The following is a 19338-nucleotide window of genomic DNA, read 5'->3' as shown; positions in this document are numbered from 1 at the left end:
TACTGTGACTTGCATCAATAAATGTGCGGTCGGCTTAAAGGAGCCGACGCACAAATTGTATCATGCTATTATGCATGTTCGAACCAAAAGTATGTACGATTGAAACAAAAAGAAATCGTCGAATACCCTTCATTTGCAGCGATGTGACTAACCAAACAAAGATTTTAACCAATTAAAACATGCTATGAAGATGTTTAATGATCAATTTAAACTAAAGAACTTCACTTGCTTTCTTTTTGCACTGTGTATGCTCGTCTCCGAGATGCATGCGCAGCAAAACATACAAGTGAGTGGCAAAATCATCGCGCAAAGCGATGGCCAACCGATTCCCGGGGTATCGGTTCTTGTACAAGGTTCCGCCGTTGGCACCTCTACCGATGCAGAGGGACGATACAGCCTGAGCGTGCCTTCCAATGCTAGCCTACTGATAAAGGCGGTGGGTTATCAAGAACAGCGTATCAAGGTGACAGGAAACGTGATTAATCTGACCTTAGTAGAAGAAGAGAACGCGTTGGATGAAGTGGTAGTGGTCGGGTATGGCACCACGACAAAAGAAAATCTAACCACTTCCGTCTCGAAAATCGATCCGAAGAAAATTCCGACAGCAGCTAATAGCTCTGTTCCGGAACTGTTATTTGGCCGGGCAGCGGGTCTGCAGGTAAATCAACAGAGTTCACAACCTGGCGGTAATATTAATGTCTCCATCCGCGGAAAGGGAACACCCCTTATTGTGGTGGACGGTGTTGTGTTTCCGAATAATGCGCTGGAACCGGATAACGGGTCAGTAGAGATTCAAGGCGTTGATCGCGGTCCATTAGCGGGTCTGAATCCCAACGACATTGAATCGATTGAAATTCTGAAAGATGCCAGTGCGGCTATTTATGGTGTTTCTGCCGCTAATGGGGTCATGTACATTACTACGAAAAAAGGCAAGGCTGGGCGTATGAATATTAGCTATGATGCCAACCATTCCTTTGTCAATAACATGAAATACTTGGAGCCTTTGAATGCAAGGGACTATATGGTGTATCATAATCAGCTGAGCGTTGATAAGTATTTGTCAGACAATAATATGGAACCCTTTGGACAAGGTACGCCGGACCTGAGGGCCTATTCGCCCCGTTTTACACAAGAACAAATCAATGGTGCAGGAGAAGGTACGCGATGGCTTGATCAGGTGCTGCGGAATGGTAACGTGGATAATCATCAATTAAGTCTTAACGGAGGGACAGAAAAAGTGACTTACTACACCTCCGCCAATTACTATAAGCAAACGGGCACCGTAAAGAATTCCGATTTAACACGATGGTCCGGCCGGTTGAATGTTACTTTTGCGCTTAGTAAATGGCTGAGCTTAAATACTAATGTCAATGCCAATAGAAATGAGTATGCCAACCCTCAAGCAGGATGGCAGACGGGCGGAGCCGGTACGCAAGGTTTCAATGCTCTGCAAGCGGCATTAGGTTATCCGTCAACGGTTCCTATTTACGACGCCGATGGTAATTATTCCATTTTTGCAGTGACCGGTAATCCTGTATCCCTATTGACGATTAAAGACCAAACGAAATTTAATGGTTTAACAATCAATACATCACTCGATTTTACACTGATCCCAAATGAGTTGACAGCGAAGGTGCTCTACGGTAATAATGACGAAAATTCCCTCCGCAATTTCTTTATCCCTTCTAACGTGTTCTGGGGTCAACTTTATCGATCGCGTGCATCTTTAGCAGAGACACGTAGGCAAAATCAAACAATGGAAGCGACGGTTTCTTATCGCAAGCGTCTAAACGAATGGTTGGCAATCGACGCAGTGACCGGTGTAGGCCAGTATCTGGAAGATTTCTCGGGTTTTAACGTGGAAGCATTTGATATGCCCGATGTGATTAATACCGATAACTTGGCCACTGCGACTGGCATACCCACTATTGGATCTTATCGGGGTAAAAATAAGTTGCGATCGTTTTTTATCCGTAGTAATGTGGAACTAACTGATCGTTTTGTGTTGTCACTTTCTTTACGTAGAGACGGGGCTGATAAGTTCTTTCCGGATAAGAAATATCAAAATTTTCCTTCGGCCTCCCTCGCTTATAAATTCTCCAATGAACCTTTCATAAAAAAGATAGAGGCAATCAGTTTGCTCAAATTACGCACCAGCTACGGTACCGCCGGTGAGCGTCCGGGAAGTGTAGCTTACGGCGCTTATGGACCAGATGCTACGGCGATTGCATTTGAAAATGGCTCGGTAAGGTATATTCCTTACCGCGTAAATGCGTTTACGAATCCCAATTTGCAATGGCCTATTACCAAAACATTCAATGCCGGTTTTGATTTTGGCTTATTCAGGGATAGAATCAACGGCTCTTTCGATTACTTTATCGAGAACAAAACTCGTTTGTTAACCAACGCTACGACGCCTCAATTATCGATTATCTCAACCTCGCCTGTCAATGGCGGGCATCAAAGGCGCACTGGTTTCGATTTTAGCTTAAACACGGTAAACCTAAGTAGTGATAACTTCACTTGGAACTCGGTGGTGAACCTAACACATTACCAAAATCGTTGGGTGGAACGTTTTGCCAACGAACCTCCGCCTCCTTATGCAGGCGTTACCGATCCTGTGGGCAGCAATATTATTTATGTGTATCCAACAGCTGGTATTTTGCAAATTGGACAAGAAGTACCCGCCTGGCAGCCACAGAATGCACAAAAGCCCGGTTCTCCGATTTTTGTGGATAGTAATGGTGATGGTGCCTTAAATTTTGATGATGTGGTCAGTTATTCGGGAATTCCAAAATTGATTGTCGGATTTGGTAACAATTTTACGTATAAAAATTTCGACTTAGGGATCTTTCTTTACGGACAATTCGGAGCCTGGGGATATGACTATACCACATTATGGGGCGATCCAGTCAATCTGTTGGGTAATCAACAAGGCGGAACCACGCGTATCAAAGACGCTTGGAGTACTTCCAACCCAAGCGGTACGCAACCTGGGGCTGCTTTTAATGAGGCGGCATTAGGTTTAGATCCCGGTGTAGATACCCGATTGGCTAAGCGCGACTTCCTACGCTGTCGTAATATTACGCTGGGGTATACCTTCCGAACAGGTGCCATCAGTAAATTAATGAATTCGCTTCGCGTATACGCCGATGTACAGAACGCCTTTATCATCACCGGTTTTGATGGAGTTGATCCTGAGGTGCAGGCGGTATCTATTAAAGGAGGGCCGGCACCTTATCCCATGGCGCGGACCATCTCTCTGGGGCTAAGAGCAAGTTTTTAATGTAAAAATAGAAATAATATGACAACCTTCAATAAATATACCCTTTACAGCCTGCTACTTTTGGTTATATCCCTTAGTGCCTGTAAAAAGAATTTTGACCCGGTTATTACCGGGGTGCTTTCACCTGATAACTTTCCGCGCACGGAAGCCGACTTTAACCTTTATACGCTGCAAGCCTATAAACCCTTTGGTTCTAAATGGGGTTATAACGATGTTGCTTACCAGAACATGTTTTTCAGTCCGGAATATGGGCATTTGGCAATGTTTGATTTATCTACCGATCTCTTTAACACCTTTTCAGAGTGGGGTGGGTTTTGGGAGTTTTTCAGTCGCGCCAATTTTACTTTCTTATGGACGCAAGACAAAACCAGCCATTTTGAAAAGGTCCGGTATGTAACCGGTATGACGCAAGTATTAAAGGATATCGCCACGTCCTCAATAAGTGAAGAGGCTAAAAACCGCTTCAGCGCAGAGGCACGTATGGGACGTGGAATGGCTATGTATTACCTCTTGCATATGTATGGCCCTTTACCGGTCATTCTCGATCCGGAGAAAATTAATACCGAAGCTGAAAAAGATTTAACGAGGTTATCGAGAGAAGCTTTTGTTGCAAGCATTGAAAGTGATTTGCAGTTCGCGGCCGATCATTTGGTACAAAGTCCAACTGAATACGGGCGCTTCAATAAGGGCTTAGCCATGGGGTACCTTATGCGACTTTATTTAAACGAAAAAAACTGGCAGCGAGCTGAAGCAGTAGGACGAGAAATGATGGGGATGGGTTATGCACTGGTGGACGACTATGCCAGCCTATTCCGTGAAGGTACCGAACGGAACAATGAAACAATTTATGCCATCAGTGTTGACCCGACGGCTCCTACCAGTGGCAACTTTGGTGGTAATTTTAATGCCTACGCTATGTATTGCTTGCCGGGCGATTTTCAAAGTACGAAAATAAGTGGCGGGTGGGCTAATCCGAATGGGGTGTTTTGTCCGACTTGGCAATTCTATGATTCTTTTGATCCGGCTGATAAGCGGCGGACATTAATGGTTCCTTCTTATACGGCCAAAGATGGAAGGGAGAGAAATCGCAGCAATATGCGCGGGCCGGTACTAAAAAAATATCCAGACGAGTCGAGTCCCGGTGCCGATGTACAGGGCAATGATATCCCCTTGTTACGTTACGCCGATGTATTATTAATGCTAGCAGAAGCCATTAATCAGCAGCAAGGTCCTACTGCTGAAGCCTTCAATTTAGTAAATGAAGTGCGCGCCAAGCACGCGGGATTAGGGCCTTTGTCTAGTGATTTAAACCAAGCACAACTAAATGATGCGATCTTGCAGGAACGAGCTTGGGACCTGTACTTGGAAGGCGTACGTAAGATGGATCTTATCCGACATGGTAAATGGGTGTCTTCACTAAAGGAAGTAGGGAAAATACCGAGTGGCGAGCTCTTTCCTGTGCCGCAATATGCCTTAGATGTAAGTGGAGGAACTTTAACGCAAACAACCGGCTATTGATATGAATGTTAAGAAATATTTCCATATCGCAATGGTTCTGTTGTTGATATCGTCTGCAAAGGGCCAGTCACATGACAACACGAGTGTTTTGGTCGTAGATAAGCAAGGAATAATGCGTTGGAAGACCTCGGGAAAGGAGGCTCGCTTTTTCGGAGTTAACTATACAACACCTTTTGCACATGCTTACCGAGCTCATAAACAGCTTGGGATCGATTTGGAGGCAGCTATTCGGCAAGACGTTTACCACTTATCACGTCTGGGTCTCAATGCCTTTCGCGTACATGTATGGGACGTTGAAATCAGCGATCGGGAAGGTAATTTAATGGCAAATGAGCACTTGCGATTATTTGATTTTATCTTGGCCGAACTAAAACGTAGGGGGATTTATGCGCTCATTACGCCCATCGCTTTTTGGGGAAATGGTTATCCTGAACGGGACGAAAAGCTTCCCGGTTTTTCTGCCTATTACGGAAAAGCGGCTTCCACAACGAATAAAGAAGCTATTAAAGCGCAAGAGCGCTATTTGCAACAGTTTTTCTCCCATAAAAATCCGTATACGGGTTTGACCTATGGAGAAGACCCTAATATAGTGGCTACTGAAATCAATAATGAACCAGATCACGGTGGAGACGAACAACAAATTACTACCTACATTAATACCTTAAAACAGGTGATAAAAAAGACGGGTTGGAAGAAACCGATTTTTTATAATATAAGTCAAAACCCGAGTAAAGCAGCTGCAGTTGCCCGTTCAGCCGCCGATGGTTTTAGCTTTCAATGGTATCCCGTGGGTTTGGTGGCGGGAGGTAGCCTTCAAGGGAATTTTTTGCCACATGTCGATCGTTATACAATTCCTTTCGATACAATCCCGGGATTTCTAAAAAAGCCAAAAATGGTTTATGAGTTCGATGCCGCGGACCAGGTCCAGCCGATTTTGTTTCCTGCTATGGCCCGTAGTTTCCGCGAGGCGGGCTTTCAATGGGCCACACAGTTTGCTTACGATCCGCTAGCCATTGCTTATGCAAATACCGAATATCAAACCCATTATTTAAACCTGGCATATACACCAGCGAAAGCCATTAGCTTGTTAATAGCGGGGTACGTATTTAGAAGTTTACCTTCGGGTGGTCATTATGGTAAGTATCCTCAAAGCGCCTCTTTTGGTCCATTTAAGCTAGATTATTTGAAACAACTGAGTTTAATGAACACCGACACGGCTTTTTATTATACCACGACAACGGAAGAGCGACCCGTCGATCCAACCTCCTTGAGACATCTTGCAGGCGTTGGCTCTTCGCCGGTAATCGACTTTCCCGGAACGGGGGCTTATTTTTTGGATAAGCTTGAAAATGGTGTCTGGCGTTTGGAACTGATGCCTGATGTAATAGCACTTTCCGATCCATTTGAAACTCCCTCTTTGAAAAAAGAGGTCAATCGGGTAACTTGGAACTTTCATCAACTAAAAATTAATTTAACCGATCTGGGAGCTGATTTTCAGATACATGGATTGAATGAAGGAAATACGGTTTCGGAAGTAGCTAAGCACGGCACTGTCGTCCTTGGTCCTGGAACTTATCTCCTAACAAGAAAAGGAGTTGAGCTAGAAGATCGGTCGACAACCATGGGAACTCTATCGCTACGCGAATTTGCCGCTCCAAAACCAGTGTACACTGGTTTGTTCGTTAAGCCGGCTCCACCAACATTGGGATCGGATAGTTTAATACATGTTTATGTTGCTGGTGAAGTAGTTGGTGACAGCCTGCTTATGGATATGGAAAGATGGGGCAGCTTTGCACAGCAGGTTCCTATGCTACGCATAAAGCCAGGATTGTTTGCTGCTCCGATCCCTACAGCGTGGCGAAGGGCAGGCCGACTCAACTATCGCGTATGGATAAAAAATGGAAGTACTCGCCAGCGCTTTCCTGATAATTATAAGGGAGAGCCAAAGGCTTGGGACGATTTTTCATCAGCATGGTGGACATACGATATTTTACAGCAAGGTAATTGGTCTCTATTGTATCGACCGGAAAATGATCGCCGAGTGTTTACTTTTCCATCACATCATCCGTCGATTCGTCATGATTACGTTATTCGGCCTAGGTCGAGTGCATTCGTCTTAAACGTAACCTTACGGGACGCAGACGCATTACCCGGGTTTGCTTTACAACTTCCTATTCAGCCTGCCCGACTAACGAATGTGTTTGGAGCAAGGGAATTGATAATCAGAGGAGGAATGGAAGGGATTGCCGCATTACCGATCAGTATCGGCTTAATTGACTCGGATGGGCAATGTTTCTCGAAAGAGATAACACTGAAATCAACCGATTCACTGATCCGGATTCCACTCGATTTACTTCAGCAGGGAAAGACCTTTCTTTTACCTCGCCCGTATCCTGGATTTTTGCCGCAATGGTTTTTAAGTAGTTCGGAAAAGATGCTCGATATCCAAAAAATAGATAAATTGCAAATCTATATCGAAAGAGATAACTTATTGTTGAACAAGTCGCTGGGATTATACTTAGAGGCTATTTGGTTAGAGTAACGATTTTATTCATGAAGAAGCGTATGGCGGTTACCCTATGGGCGACGATGGCAGTCAGCCTGTTGTCGGCTCAGGTACGAAAAGAAATTTATTTAAATAAAGGGTGGTCTTTTCAGCGAGGCGATATAAAAGGAGCCGAACAACCTGATTTTAACGATCAAAATTGGCAAAAAATAAATATTCCGCACGATTGGGCTATAACCGGTCCGTTTGATAAAGAAATCGATAAACAAACGGTAGCCATTACGCAAAATGGTGAAACGATACCTAGCGAAAAAACGGGCCGCACCGGCGCACTTCCCTACATAGGAGTAGGATGGTACCGGACGACGTTGCCGAAAGAATCTTTAGCCGGCCGCCGTGCAAGCATTATATTCGACGGAGCTATGAGCGAAGCACGGGTCTATATCAACGGAAAGGAAGTGGGATTTTGGCCCTATGGCTATAACTCTTTTCATTTCGATATCACTCCTTTTTTAGGGGTTGAAGGCGAAAATGTGTTAGCCGTTCGGTTGGAAAATCAACCGGAATCTTCGCGTTGGTATCCGGGAGCAGGTTTATATCGGCCTGTTCGGCTATTATTTACAAATGAAACTGCGGTGGTGCCCTGGGGCCTATCGGTTACCACGCCAGTGGTATCCGACAGTTTAGCACAAATTAGTATAAAGGCAGAACTGAATGCGCACCAAAACAAGAAATTGCGGGCAGTAACAACCGTTCTCGATCAGAAAAGCCATGTACTTCTCACAAAGGAGGCGAATTTAGTTTGGCGTGGAATTCCGATAGAGGAAAATCTAATATTGGAGCGACCTGCATTGTGGTCGCCCGAGCGCCCAGCTTTGTACTTAGCAAAGATCGAACTTTATGATGGTGATCGATTAGTGGATGTGGATTCCGTTCGCTTCGGTATTCGTGAGGTAAAGGTCAACGCTCACGGTGGTTTTATGTTAAACGGAAAATCTAGAAAGATTAAGGGCGTTTGCTTGCACCATGATTTAGGCCCTTTGGGTGCCGCCATTAATAAAGCGGCTTTGAAACGGCAACTTTTAATTATGAAAGAAATGGGCGCGGACGCCATTCGCACCGCTCACAACATGCCCTCACCCTGGCAAATGGAGCTTTGTGATGAACTGGGATTGATGGTGATGGCCGAGAGCTTTGACGAGTGGAAAGCTGCAAAATGTAAAAACGGTTATAATCGTTTCTTTGACGAATGGGCAGAGCGCGATTTAGTAAATTTGATTCGCTGTCACCGCAATCATCCGTCCATTGTGATGTGGAGCATTGGCAATGAAGTGCCCGAACAAAGCATAGACGGAGGTAATCGAATAGCTAAGCGCCTGCAGGATATTTGCCATCGCGAAGACCCGACACGACCTGTTACCATAGGGATGGATCGTGTAGATAATGCAATTGCCAACAATTTTGCGGCACTCTTAGATGTGCCGGGATTGAACTACCGCACCCACCGTTATCAAACTGCTTACGATAAGATACCTCAAGGTTTTATTTTGGGTTCCGAAACAGCTTCAACAGTCAGTTCGCGTGGTGTTTATAAATATCCGGTACAACCTTATCAACAAAAAACCTATCCGGATGCCCAAAGCTCATCATATGATCTGGAGAGCTGCAGTTGGTCGAATTTACCGGAAGAGGATTGGGAACTGCAAGATGATAAACCTTGGGTAATAGGAGAGTTTGTATGGACAGGGTTTGATTATCTGGGAGAACCGACACCTTATGATCAGGTTTGGCCTTCCAGAAGTTCTTATTTCGGAATTTGCGATTTAGCGGGATTACCAAAAGATCGCTACTATCTTTACCGTAGTAAATGGAATCAAGAAGCGCACACCCTGCATCTATTACCACATTGGACATGGTCAGGTAAGGAAGGCGATACCATCCCCGTGTATTGCTATACAGATTTCCCTGAAGCGGAACTCTTTGTGAATGGCGTCAGCCAGGGAAGAATCAAGAAAAATGCAGCGAGCAAATTAGACCGTTATCGATTGCGTTGGAACAAGGTGGTATACCAACCAGGTACGTTAAAAGTAGTAGCCTATAATGAAAACGGTGCCATAGCTCAGGAAAAGGAAGTACATACTGCGGGAAAGCCTACCGGTTTAAGATTAAGTGCCGATAGAAATCAATTGATTGCTGATGGAGTAGATCTGTCTTTTATAACGGTTGAAGTGATTGACAGCGAGGGTAATCTCTGCCCGGATGCCGCTGTTCCCTTGTCTTTTACGGTAGAAGGTTCAGGTAGCTTTAAGGCCGTCTGTAATGGAGACGCAACGTCTTTAGAGCCTTTTCATATCCCGCAAATGAAAACGTTTAATGGAAAGCTGGTCTTTATTGTACAAGCTGCGGAGAAGAAGGGGGCAATTCGTGTGAAGGTAAGCGGAGCTCAGTTGAAAAGTGAAAAGATGGCCTTGGAAGTTGAGTAGCTAATGTGATGATTAGCTGATGGTTGAGTGGTTGAAACGTTGAGTAGAGAAGTGGTTAATGTGATAATGATGGCCTGCCTTTCAACAGGTAGGCCATCACTACGAGAGGCAAGCTTTTTTAATTTTTAATTTTTACTTTTTAATTTATCATTCATCTTAAACGATGGCGGAATGGCGTCATCTCCGGTGGCCCAGGTTTTGTTGGGATGTTTCCCCATAACCAGTTCAAGTTTACCGCCTTTCATCAAATCTTCATGGCTAAACCAGGATTTGTTCCAGGATACGCCATTGAGTTTTGCTGACTGGATGTATTTGTTGTCAGGTGAATAATTCTCGCAAACCACACTGAATATCTTACCATCACCGATGTCCAGCGTGGCACTTTCGAAGGATGGACTTCCGATGACATACATGGGTAAACCGGGGGTGATGGGATAAAAGCCCAATTGGGAGAACACGACGAAAGAAGTAAGGCCTCCACCATCCTCATCACCTGGGATGCCCATCAAATCGTTGCGGAACCATTGCTGAAGTAATGTACGCACCCGTTTTTGCGAACGCCAGGGTTGTCCCGCATAATTGTATAGATAGGGGATATGCATGGCGGGTTCATTACCCATTGAAAATTGACCAACATTTCCACTATGATCCGCATAAATATGGTAAAAATCGGGTCTTCCTTTACCCAACGGCGTACTGAACATATCTTCCAAGGCATCAACAAATGCCTGTTTTCCGCCGATTAATTGTACGAGATCACCAATGTTATGAGGTACGTCGAAGCGATAAACATAACCGGTATTTTCATCATAAGCATCGCGGCCACCGATACCGGGAGGAAATCGGTAATCCATATGAGGCATAAAAACCCCAAAGGTATCTTTTGGATGGAAAAATTTTGTTTCAGGATTAAAGACTTTGCGATAGTTTAGGCTTCTTTCCGAAAAGTATTTGGCTTCATCCGTTTTTCCAAGCTTGCTAGCTATTTGCGATAAACACCATTCATCATATACTGTGCCGAGTGTTACCGCAATGGGTTGCCTGCGTTCCCAACTGTGCACTTCCGGTACGGTTTCCTTTTCGCCTGGTGCCAAGGAAGGAAAATAGCCGTGGTCTTTATAGAATTGATCCAGTACGCCTGCTGGTTTAGCCGACCAGGGAGCTAAGGTTTTCTCTGTGATGGCTGCCTTGGCTACCCGATAAGCTTCTTCCAAATTAAAATTCCGAAGCCCTTTATTATATGCGTCTGCAACCATCGCCACTGCATGATTGGAGTTCATCCTACGACTATCCCCCGTAACCTCGGGAAAATTAGGCATCCACGCGCGCGGCATTTGTTGCGTCATAACAATATAGGAATTAATCATGTTTGCCTCCATTTCCGGCTCAATCAATATGCGAAGTGGGTGGGTCGCCCGATAGGTGTCCCAGATCCAATCGTCGGTGTAAAAGGGTCTGCCTTTGTCGTCATGGACTTTACCATCGTAAGCACTGAAATATTTTCCATCTTCAGAAAGGCAGATCATCCTTTCGTAAGTCCGATACAAAGACGTATAGAAGACAGTTTTTGCATCCTCATCGGTGCCGGTAACTTTTATTTTGTTCAATGTCTGATTCCAAATGTCGCGCCCCCTTTTTGAAATCGTCGCTAAATCAAAATCCCTAATCTCCCTACGAAGATTTCTTTTTGCCTGCTCCGTACTGATAAAGGATACACCATAACGTAGCTTTATTTTAGTGGTGCCTTTAGGATATTGTACGATAAAATAGGCATCTTCGCCCTTTGTGCTTTTATCGTTTGTGCCGACCTTATCACCTTGATGTGTTCCAATAACAATAGGCTGCACATCCGTTTCCAAGTAGATATATACCTTGGTCTGTTTATCTAAATTCTGGTATCCACTAATATGCCGGTTGTCATGAGATAGTTCACCATTTCGGGTGTTGAAAATCAAATAGGTGTCTTTCTCCGGGTGATTGAAATGAAGCTCATAAATACCGGATTGATGCGAAGGAGCATATTGTACCGCAACATCCTGTTCATCAAGGTCTACACTATAGAAATAAGGTTTGATTACTTCATTGTCGTAGCTCAAGGGAAGTACATGCTTGATATCTTTTACCACTCCTTGAAAAGGACTTAAATTAAACGCGGAACTTCCCCGATGACTGGTTACAATAAGCGGTAAGCCCCTCAGTACGTTTCCCGTGAAATTTTCGCGCTCCGGATAGACACGCAAAAGACTGTTAGGTAAATGGACCGTCGGATAAGTTGGAACAAGCAGATGACTGATATTTCCGATATAAGGATTAATATAGTCGACCGGATCTTTTGCTGTTTGCGCAAAAAGTTTAGTCGCAAATACCACTGAAAGTAAAATGGTTAAAATAGTTGGTCGTTTCATGATTGTAAAGTGTTGACTATGTACTTTAAGCCAAAAGGTATAAACTTATTTGCCGTAAATATAAGCTTAGTATTTTGTTTTTGAAATTACTAATATGTTTTAGCAGTAATTAAAGAGATTTTTACAGTTGCCGTTTAATGGCACCGGGTGCTTGTCCATACCATTTTTTAAAACTGTGCAAGAAAGAGGCGGGTTCCGCATAGCCTAGTAGGTAGCCAATGTCAGCGATGGCATAGCCATCGTGTCGTAATAAAAGCAAAGCAAGTTCTTTATTTAAACTATCCGTCAGCATCCGGAAGCTTAATTGCTCTTTTGCTAAAATGCGCTGAAATGTACGCGGGCTGAGATTAAAATTTTCTGCAACCTGTTCTAACTTGGGAAGGGCCGGTGTAGCTAGATTCAGTGCCGCAATTTTTACTTTATTGGCAAAGGTCTCGTCATCCATTTTGATTCGCTCAATGAATTGTAAGTATTGAGGAACCAGGTAATCTAAACAATGCTTACGATAGCTTCTGATTGTCGACTTTAACACGATGTTCTCGAATTCGATTTCGTGGTGTTTCCCATAGGTGAAGTCTTCCGGATAGTGGCTGTCGTAATAGGGTGAGCGCGCCTGAATCTCGATACCTTTTACGCACATCATCCGAAGCTCTTTCATAATAATCGTTTGTACACACTCCAGTACGATCCGGCTAAGATGATTCGGGCCGTCTTTAATGGAAAGCTGAATCGTATATCTTCCTTGAGAAAGTCTGCTGTCTAGTTGGACAATGGGTAAAGTGGCGTCGACAAAGTTGCGTAAATAATACAGTCCTTCTTCTACACTGGTTGCTTGCAAAGATATCTGATAAATGAGGCCTAATGCGTTTAAGTTAAGGAAACTACCAACGCGCAGTCCAAGATACTCATCTTGTAATTGCAGTCTTACCTGATCAAGGATATCATAGAACAAATCGGTCGAAATAACGGTATGTCCATCATGCAGATGGGTAGATAGCGAGGTTGGTAAACGATCGTTATCTAGCAGGTTTTTTCCATGCTGACGGATAGATAAGTAATTAATAAAAGCCTGTAGATGTACCGCGAGGATTTGCATGTTGTTTTCAGATTGTCGCAAAATATCAATTTTTCCTTAGCAATGAAAGATAATTTTGATAAAAAAAAACAGCTATGGAAAGATTAAAAAAAGTAATGTTTGTGAATGCGCTAAGCTCAGGTGCAACGGGTTTGTTACTAATTGTTTTATCCGAAAATATTGCCGAGCTTTTTAAAGTATCAAATGGGATTCCACTCGTTGCAGTGGGTGCCTTTTTAGTAGCTTTTGCCTGTTTGGTTTACTACGCGAGCCGTCGAAGTCAAGCAAAGCCACAAGGTGTAAAGCTCGTTATTACACTTGATATCATTTGGGTATTAGTCAGTGTCCTGATTTTGATAACCGATGCCTTTCGCCTTTCACTTGTTGGGAATCTGGCAGTTAGTCTGGTAGCTATTTGGGTAGCACTCATGGCATATTTGCAGCATCGCTATCTCCGAGAAGGCTCATCAAATACAAAAAATTTAGTTAATACATAAAACATATGAAAACGATAGCAACTGCTCAAAGCGCGCAAACAAGAGATGTGGTATACAATTACATGGAGGCTTTGGCCAATAGAGATTTAACGAAAATCATAAGACTGTTTGCTGAATCGGTGGATTGGTATATTCCCGGTAATTTTAGTCGTGCTAGCTGGTTGGGTAAAAGGAGTGCCAAGTCAGAGATACGTATGTTTTTCGAGGATCTATGGTCGAATACGAAACCACTGACAGCCTCGATTCAGTATCTGTTTGTTGACGATGAAGTAGCGATTGTTGTAGGCGAATTCTCTACGAAAATGCTGCCTACTGATCAGGTCGTTGATTCACTTTTCTCTATTCTGATAAGAGTACAAGAAGGGTTGATAAGTCAATACCGCCTACTGGAAGATAGTTATGCTGTATCAGAGGCGCTTGGTGGCAGTAACTAAAACACTATTCAGCATTATGGGTTATATTATAATAATATGAACAGCTATGGAAAAATCAAGCAAGACAGTATCCTTATCTTTTGATGACTATAAAGATATGGCAGAACCATTGAAAATACCTGCTAATTTTGATTCAAATGCACCTGTGGTGGATCAGGTAATTTATACCTTAGGGTATATGATGGAGGGGACTGTGGAAGACATCGCCAATAAGTTGATCGAGTTCAATCCTTCCTTATCTATTGATGACGCAAAGCAATACAGCAATGATGTTTTGGTAAAACTTCACGAGCTGGCAAAGGTGAACACAATGCATGTAAAAGGTCAATTAAAATACCACTTACATAAGGAGGTTGTGTCTCATAGGGGACAAATAGATCCAGATGAGCTAGAATTGGAGCGATAGGAAACAAAACATCAAAGGAAGCCTACCTAGGAGACTTCCTTTGATGTTTCTTATTTCTCTAAGGTCTTTTCTATTTCCTTACTGAAAGAATAAGGTGCGTCGGTTGGTGCTATACCTCTTTCTTTGTTGGGTGTTTTTTCCATTTGATAGACAATATTCGCTCCACCCTGTAAATCACTGTGTAGAAAATAATTCTTACCATAAGCTTTACCGTTCAATTCAACGCGATTAATGTAGCGGTGATCGCTGCTGTTCCTAGGTGCCTTAATGGTTACTTGCTTACCATTCTCTAAATGCAGTTTAACCACCTTAAATAAAGGTGAGCCAATAACATATTGGTCGGTTCCAGGACATACCGGATAAAATCCGAGCGCTGAGAAGACATACCAAGCGGAAGTCTGACCATTGTCTTCATCTCCACAATAGCCGTCCGGACCAGCGGCATAAAGCTTATCCATAACCTCCCGAGCCCAATACTGTGTTTTCCATGGCTCAGCTGCATAGTTATATAAGTAGATCATATGCTGAATCGGTTGGTTTCCATGAGCATACTGCCCCATATTCATCACTTGCATTTCCCGCATTTCATGTATCATGGAGCGGCTTTTCATACCTTCAGCACCTGGAATAATAAAAACCGAGTCGAGCATTTTGGTAAAAGCGCCATTACCGCCCATTAGGTCAATCAAGCCCTGCGGGTCATGGAAGACCGACCAGCTGTAATGCCAACTATTTCCTTCCGTAAAATCTCGGCTCCAATCAGTGCCCTTAAATGCGCCGGAAAAGCTGCCATCCGCTTTTCGGCCACGCATCAGCTTGTAGTGAATGTCGAACACATTTTTATAATTCATGGCCCTTTTTGCATAGATGGCTATTTCTTTTTGCGGCTTGTTAAGTTTTTTTCCTAAGGTATAGATTGCCCAGTCGTCATACGCATATTCCAGGGTACGGGCAATGTTCTGATTAATGTCTAGATCATTGGGGATATAGCCGTATTGATTGTATTCTTGATAACCTTTACGTCCGGATGCGGAGACTGTGGGGTGCACGTTATTAGCGCCATGTTTTAATGCTTCCCATAGGGTTTCGATGTCATAACCCTTTAGACCTTTAATATAGGCATCTGCTACTACAGAAGCGGAGTTGTTGCCCACCATAATGTCGCGGTGTCCCGGACTGGCCCATTCGGGTAAGAAACCACTCTCTTTATAGGCATTTACCAACCCTTCCTGCATTTTCACATTCATTGAAGGATATAAGAGATTAAGGAATGGAAATAAAGAACGGAAGGTGTCCCAAAATCCGGTATCCGTAAACATATAGCCTGGCAAAACCTTTCCATTGTATGGACTATAATGAACGATTTTCCCTTCGGCGTTTATTTCATAAAAGCTCCTTGGGAAGAGAACCGAACGGTACAGACAAGAGTAAAAAGTACGTAGGTTATCGATGTTTTCATCGGCAATTTCAATCTTACCGAGCGTTTTGTTCCATACCTCTTTTCCCTTTGATGCAAGTTGATCAAAATTGTCGGCACCCAGTTCTTTCAGGTTGATAGCCGCCTGTTCAAAGCTTATGAAAGAGGAAGCAACCCGTGCATGTACTTGTTCGCCTTTAGCGGTAGCAAAACCAATAATAGCCCCGCTATGATCTGCTTGTACTTCCAAAGGTTTCTCTTGAATGCGCTTTTGATCAACCGTTGCCTGATAAGTAAAATCCTTATCGAAAACAATAACGAAATAATTTTTGAAGTTGTCGGGCACTCCGCCACTGTTGCGTGTGGTGTACCCGATTATTTTGCGTTCCTCGGGTATAACCTTAACATAAGAGCCTTTATCAAAAGCGTCGATAGTTACATAGGCGTTTTTCGTTTCAGGGAATGTGAACCGAAACATGGCCGCCCTTTCGGTCGGCGTAATTTCGGTGACCACATCGTGATCCGCTAAATACACCTTATAATAATAAGGCTTTGCGATCTCCGCTTTATGGGAAAACCAACTGGCACGCTCGTCTTCGTCGAATACCGGTTTGTCCGTTAATGGCATCAAGGAGAATTGTCCATAGTCGTTCATCCAAGGACTTGGTTGATGAGTCTGTTTAAAACCCTTTATCTTGTCAGCTGTATAGGTGTAAACCCATCCATCGCCCATTTTACCGGTTTGCGGAACCCAAAAGTTCATGCCCCAGGGCAGAGCAATGGCGGGATAGGTATTGCCGGTAGAGAGCTCGAATTTGGATTGCGTACCAACCAATGTGTTCACATATGAAACAGGATCAGTGTTTTCTTGGCCCATAATGAATGTGCGCGTAAAGAGCAGGGCTGTAACAATAAAAGTCGTTTTAAAGTGGGCTTTCAATTTCATTTTTTAGTTTTTTCAGATAGCACAAATAGTAGAGGAGAAGATTAAGGCATGTCAAGACTGATCATGACCGGAAAATGATCTGAAGGTACACGTGCACGATGATCTGTTAACCGCACTTCTTTAGGGAAATTACCCGATTGATAGGCATCTTGCGGATTTTGTAGCATCGAGCGATAAGTGTCGGTCAGAATGCCATATTTATGAACTTTAAAGTCTGTTGTTAAGAAAATGTGATCGATGCGACTGTCCGTTTTACTATTTGGATTGAAGTTATTGAAAGTGCCGTTCGTTACGTATCTGAAAGGAGCCGCCTCAAAAGCATCTTGTAAAATATGAGATTGCTCTAATACTTGATAACTGTCGCTATGCTGATCGACGTTAAAGTCGCCGGTAAGAATGGCGGTGTGATTTCCTGCCAATTCTTTGACCTTACTCAGAATAAGTTTCGCACTTTCCTTTCTGGCAGTCGTACCCACATGATCAAAATGCACGTTAAAAAAGTAGAGCGTTTTCCCATTTGCTTTTACTTGCAGCTTGGCCCAGCTACAAATCCGAGGAAGAACAGCGTCCCAGCCCTTATTAGGATAGTCTGTTTGCGTGGAAAGCCAAAAATCTCCGTGATCTAGCAAATCAAATTTTTCCATATTATAAAATATCGCGGAGTATTCGCCTGCCTGCTTTCCGTCATCACGTCCTACACCGGTATAGTTATAATTAGGTAAGCTGCTTTTCAGGTCTTCCAGTTGATGATATAAGCCTTCCTGTGTGCCAAAGATATCAAATTCATGAAACCGAATTAAGTCGGCGATAATGGGATAACGTTGTTTCCAGCCATCGCCACGTGCAGCATCCTCTTTGTTATTATCATTTCGAATATTATAAGTAGCCACGTAAAAACGTTGTGCAAATAGAGAAGAGGAGAGTAAGCTAAGACAGATTAGCAAAAGCAAGCTTTTTTTCTTTAGTAAATACATTGATCGTTTGTTTTAGTTTTAATAAAGCTAAATTGATTTAGCGTAATCAGTGTTTTAGTTACCGAATTTGAAAATGGAGAAAGACGGGAACGGCTACCTGGTTATACTAAGTCAATGGCTCCTACAAAACTAAGCTTTTTGGCGCGAAAATAAAGTTTACTATGTATTTTTGTCTTTACATGTTGTTTAAGCACAATCGGAATTTTTCAGGCATTGTTTCAGCTTACGTAAACGATCTTTAGCCTGAGTAAGTTTTATTTACCCAGCGCTTTTCGCACTGCCGGTGCTACTTTGGTACCTAACAATTCAATGGTTGTCATCAATTCTTTATGCGGAGGGGCACCCACATCGGCATGTAGCAGAAAGCGGGTCAAGCCAAAAAGTTCCTGATGATAAAGTATTTTATCCACCACCTGATTGACATCGCCGATAAAAAGGGCACCATCACGGCTTCGGCCACCTTCAAACTGCTCTTTTGTATACGGTGCCCAGCCGCGGTCTTTCCCGATGCGATTCATTTGCTCAGCATATAAAGGGAAATAACGATCGGCTAGCTCTTGACCATGCGTGCCAATCAGTCCATGTGAATGCGTAGCGATCCGCATTTTTGCCGGATCATGACCAGCCTTTATGTATTCCTGTTTATACAATTCAAAAAAAGGTTTAAATTGTATCGGCATGCCACCGATAATGGCGATGATTAATGGCAGTCCTAACCGACCTGCTCTCATGACCGATTGAGGAGTACCTCCAACGGCAACCCAAATATCCAAGCCCTTTCCGGTAGCGCGGGGTAGTACCTGTTGTTCTTCCAAAGGTGCGCGGAATCGGCCTTTCCAAGTAATCACTTCGTTTTTATTAATAGCAAGTAAGAGATCTAATTTTTCCGCAAACAGACCATTGTAATCGCCTAGGTTATATCCAAACAGAGGGAAGGATTCGGTGAAACTACCTCGTCCGACTGTAATTTCGGCCCGACCGTTTGATATCAAATCCACACTGGAAAAATTCTGATAGGTGCGGACAGGATCCGTTGAACTGAGTACCGTTACCGAACTGGTCAGTTTAATCTGTTTAGTCATACCAGCTGCCGCAGCCAGTATAATCTCCGGACTGGAAACAGCGAAATCAGGGCGGTGGTGCTCGCCAATGCCGAAAACATCTAGTCCGACTTCATCTGCCAATTTTATTTCTTCCAGTATTTCTTTAATCCGCTCCTGAGCGGATTGAAAGGTCTTTGTATCGTGATTATACGATAAATCGCCAAACATGCTTAAACCTAATTCCATAGTAATTTTTCGTAATTTCCTAAAAGTAATCGCCTTAAGGGTACCCTTTGTAAGGTATTGCCGTCATTAAGGGCTTTACTGTTAATTGTAATCAAAGGTAAG

Annotated in this window: 12 protein-coding genes; 7 read left to right on the top strand and 5 right to left on the bottom strand. The window is 43.4% G+C overall.

Features of this window, described 5'->3' with window-relative positions; translation table 11 throughout:
* Nucleotides 1-184: 184 nt before the first annotated feature.
* The 4 genes from FKG96_RS20770 to FKG96_RS20755 are packed head-to-tail and all read left to right on the top strand — an operon-like array spanning nucleotide 185 to nucleotide 9793.
* Nucleotides 185-3286 carry a SusC/RagA family TonB-linked outer membrane protein gene (locus tag FKG96_RS20770; RefSeq protein ID WP_210421323.1) on the top strand — a complete coding sequence of 1034 codons (3102 nt, stop codon included), beginning with the start codon at nucleotides 185-187 and terminating at the stop codon, nucleotides 3284-3286.
* Nucleotides 3287-3304: 18 nt separating this feature from the next.
* A complete protein-coding gene (locus FKG96_RS20765) occupies nucleotides 3305-4804 on the top strand; it encodes a RagB/SusD family nutrient uptake outer membrane protein (protein WP_149105985.1) in 1500 nt (499 codons plus the stop codon).
* Between the two features lies 1 nt (nucleotide 4805).
* A complete protein-coding gene (locus FKG96_RS20760) occupies nucleotides 4806-7346 on the top strand; it encodes a membrane or secreted protein (RefSeq protein ID WP_149105984.1) in 2541 nt (846 codons plus the stop codon).
* Nucleotides 7347-7357: 11 nt separating this feature from the next.
* A complete protein-coding gene (locus FKG96_RS20755) occupies nucleotides 7358-9793 on the top strand; it encodes a glycoside hydrolase family 2 TIM barrel-domain containing protein (RefSeq protein ID WP_149105983.1) in 2436 nt (811 codons plus the stop codon).
* Between the two features lie 125 nt (nucleotides 9794-9918).
* On the opposite strand, the gene FKG96_RS20750 is transcribed toward FKG96_RS20755, so the two are convergent.
* Both FKG96_RS20750 and FKG96_RS20745 read right to left on the bottom strand, forming a co-directional pair.
* Nucleotides 9919-12198, bottom strand: a complete 2280-nt coding sequence (locus tag FKG96_RS20750; RefSeq protein ID WP_149105982.1) for a GH92 family glycosyl hydrolase — start codon at nucleotides 12196-12198, stop codon at nucleotides 9919-9921.
* Between the two features lie 121 nt (nucleotides 12199-12319).
* Entirely contained in the window at nucleotides 12320-13294 is a 975-nt protein-coding gene (locus FKG96_RS20745; RefSeq protein ID WP_149105981.1) for a helix-turn-helix domain-containing protein, read from the bottom strand.
* A 74-nt stretch (nucleotides 13295-13368) separates the two neighbouring features.
* On the opposite strand from FKG96_RS20745, the gene FKG96_RS20740 reads away from it, so the two are divergent.
* Genes FKG96_RS20740 through FKG96_RS20730 form a run of 3 tightly spaced genes read left to right on the top strand, consistent with a single transcriptional unit; the run spans nucleotide 13369 to nucleotide 14610 of the window.
* Nucleotides 13369-13770, top strand: coding sequence for a hypothetical protein (locus tag FKG96_RS20740; protein WP_149105980.1), 402 nt, complete (start codon nucleotides 13369-13371; stop codon nucleotides 13768-13770).
* Between the two features lie 5 nt (nucleotides 13771-13775).
* Complete coding sequence (locus FKG96_RS20735) at nucleotides 13776-14204, top strand: nuclear transport factor 2 family protein (RefSeq protein ID WP_149105979.1); 429 nt, start codon at nucleotides 13776-13778, stop codon at nucleotides 14202-14204.
* A gap of 46 nt (nucleotides 14205-14250) precedes the next feature.
* The gene (locus tag FKG96_RS20730) at nucleotides 14251-14610 is read left to right on the top strand and encodes a hypothetical protein (protein ID WP_013667789.1); all 360 of its coding nucleotides are present in this window, start codon (nucleotides 14251-14253) and stop codon (nucleotides 14608-14610) included.
* 50 nt (nucleotides 14611-14660) lie between these two features.
* Here the strand turns inward: FKG96_RS20730 and FKG96_RS20725 are convergent, their stop codons facing one another.
* The 3 genes from FKG96_RS20725 to FKG96_RS20715 all read right to left on the bottom strand — a co-directional run bounded on the left by FKG96_RS20725 (nucleotide 14661) and on the right by FKG96_RS20715 (nucleotide 19236).
* Nucleotides 14661-16973 (bottom strand): GH92 family glycosyl hydrolase, encoded by a 2313-nt coding sequence (locus FKG96_RS20725; protein ID WP_149105978.1) that lies wholly within the window; start codon nucleotides 16971-16973, stop codon nucleotides 14661-14663.
* 41 nt (nucleotides 16974-17014) lie between these two features.
* Nucleotides 17015-17947, bottom strand: coding sequence for an endonuclease/exonuclease/phosphatase family protein (locus tag FKG96_RS20720; RefSeq protein WP_130858460.1), 933 nt, complete (start codon nucleotides 17945-17947; stop codon nucleotides 17015-17017).
* Between the two features lie 254 nt (nucleotides 17948-18201).
* A complete protein-coding gene (locus FKG96_RS20715; protein ID WP_130858459.1) occupies nucleotides 18202-19236 on the bottom strand; it encodes an LLM class flavin-dependent oxidoreductase in 1035 nt (344 codons plus the stop codon).
* Nucleotides 19237-19338: the final 102 nt, after the last annotated feature.

This window comes from Olivibacter sp. LS-1 (assembly GCF_008245145.1).
Taxonomy (GTDB): Bacteria; Bacteroidota; Bacteroidia; order Sphingobacteriales; family Sphingobacteriaceae; genus Olivibacter; species Olivibacter oleidegradans.
Note: the sequence above shows the minus strand (reverse complement) of the source record. Positions and strands in the feature narration are given on the sequence as shown.

Bases quoted from the DNA above. Each gene is read 5' to 3' on its own strand.
- FKG96_RS20770 (WP_210421323.1), top strand. From the start codon at position 185: ATGAAGATGTTTAATGATCAATTTAAACTAAAGAACTTCACTTGCTTT.
- FKG96_RS20765 (WP_149105985.1), top strand. From the start codon at position 3,305: ATGACAACCTTCAATAAATATACCCTTTACAGCCTGCTACTTTTGGTT.
- FKG96_RS20760 (WP_149105984.1), top strand. From the start codon at position 4,806: ATGAATGTTAAGAAATATTTCCATATCGCAATGGTTCTGTTGTTGATA.
- FKG96_RS20755 (WP_149105983.1), top strand. From the start codon at position 7,358: ATGAAGAAGCGTATGGCGGTTACCCTATGGGCGACGATGGCAGTCAGC.
- FKG96_RS20750 (WP_149105982.1), bottom strand. From the start codon at position 12,198: ATGAAACGACCAACTATTTTAACCATTTTACTTTCAGTGGTATTTGCG.
- FKG96_RS20745 (WP_149105981.1), bottom strand. From the start codon at position 13,294: ATGCAAATCCTCGCGGTACATCTACAGGCTTTTATTAATTACTTATCT.
- FKG96_RS20740 (WP_149105980.1), top strand. From the start codon at position 13,369: ATGGAAAGATTAAAAAAAGTAATGTTTGTGAATGCGCTAAGCTCAGGT.
- FKG96_RS20735 (WP_149105979.1), top strand. From the start codon at position 13,776: ATGAAAACGATAGCAACTGCTCAAAGCGCGCAAACAAGAGATGTGGTA.
- FKG96_RS20730 (WP_013667789.1), top strand. From the start codon at position 14,251: ATGGAAAAATCAAGCAAGACAGTATCCTTATCTTTTGATGACTATAAA.
- FKG96_RS20725 (WP_149105978.1), bottom strand. From the start codon at position 16,973: ATGAAATTGAAAGCCCACTTTAAAACGACTTTTATTGTTACAGCCCTG.
- FKG96_RS20720 (WP_130858460.1), bottom strand. From the start codon at position 17,947: ATGTATTTACTAAAGAAAAAAAGCTTGCTTTTGCTAATCTGTCTTAGC.
- FKG96_RS20715 (WP_130858459.1), bottom strand. From the start codon at position 19,236: ATGGAATTAGGTTTAAGCATGTTTGGCGATTTATCGTATAATCACGAT.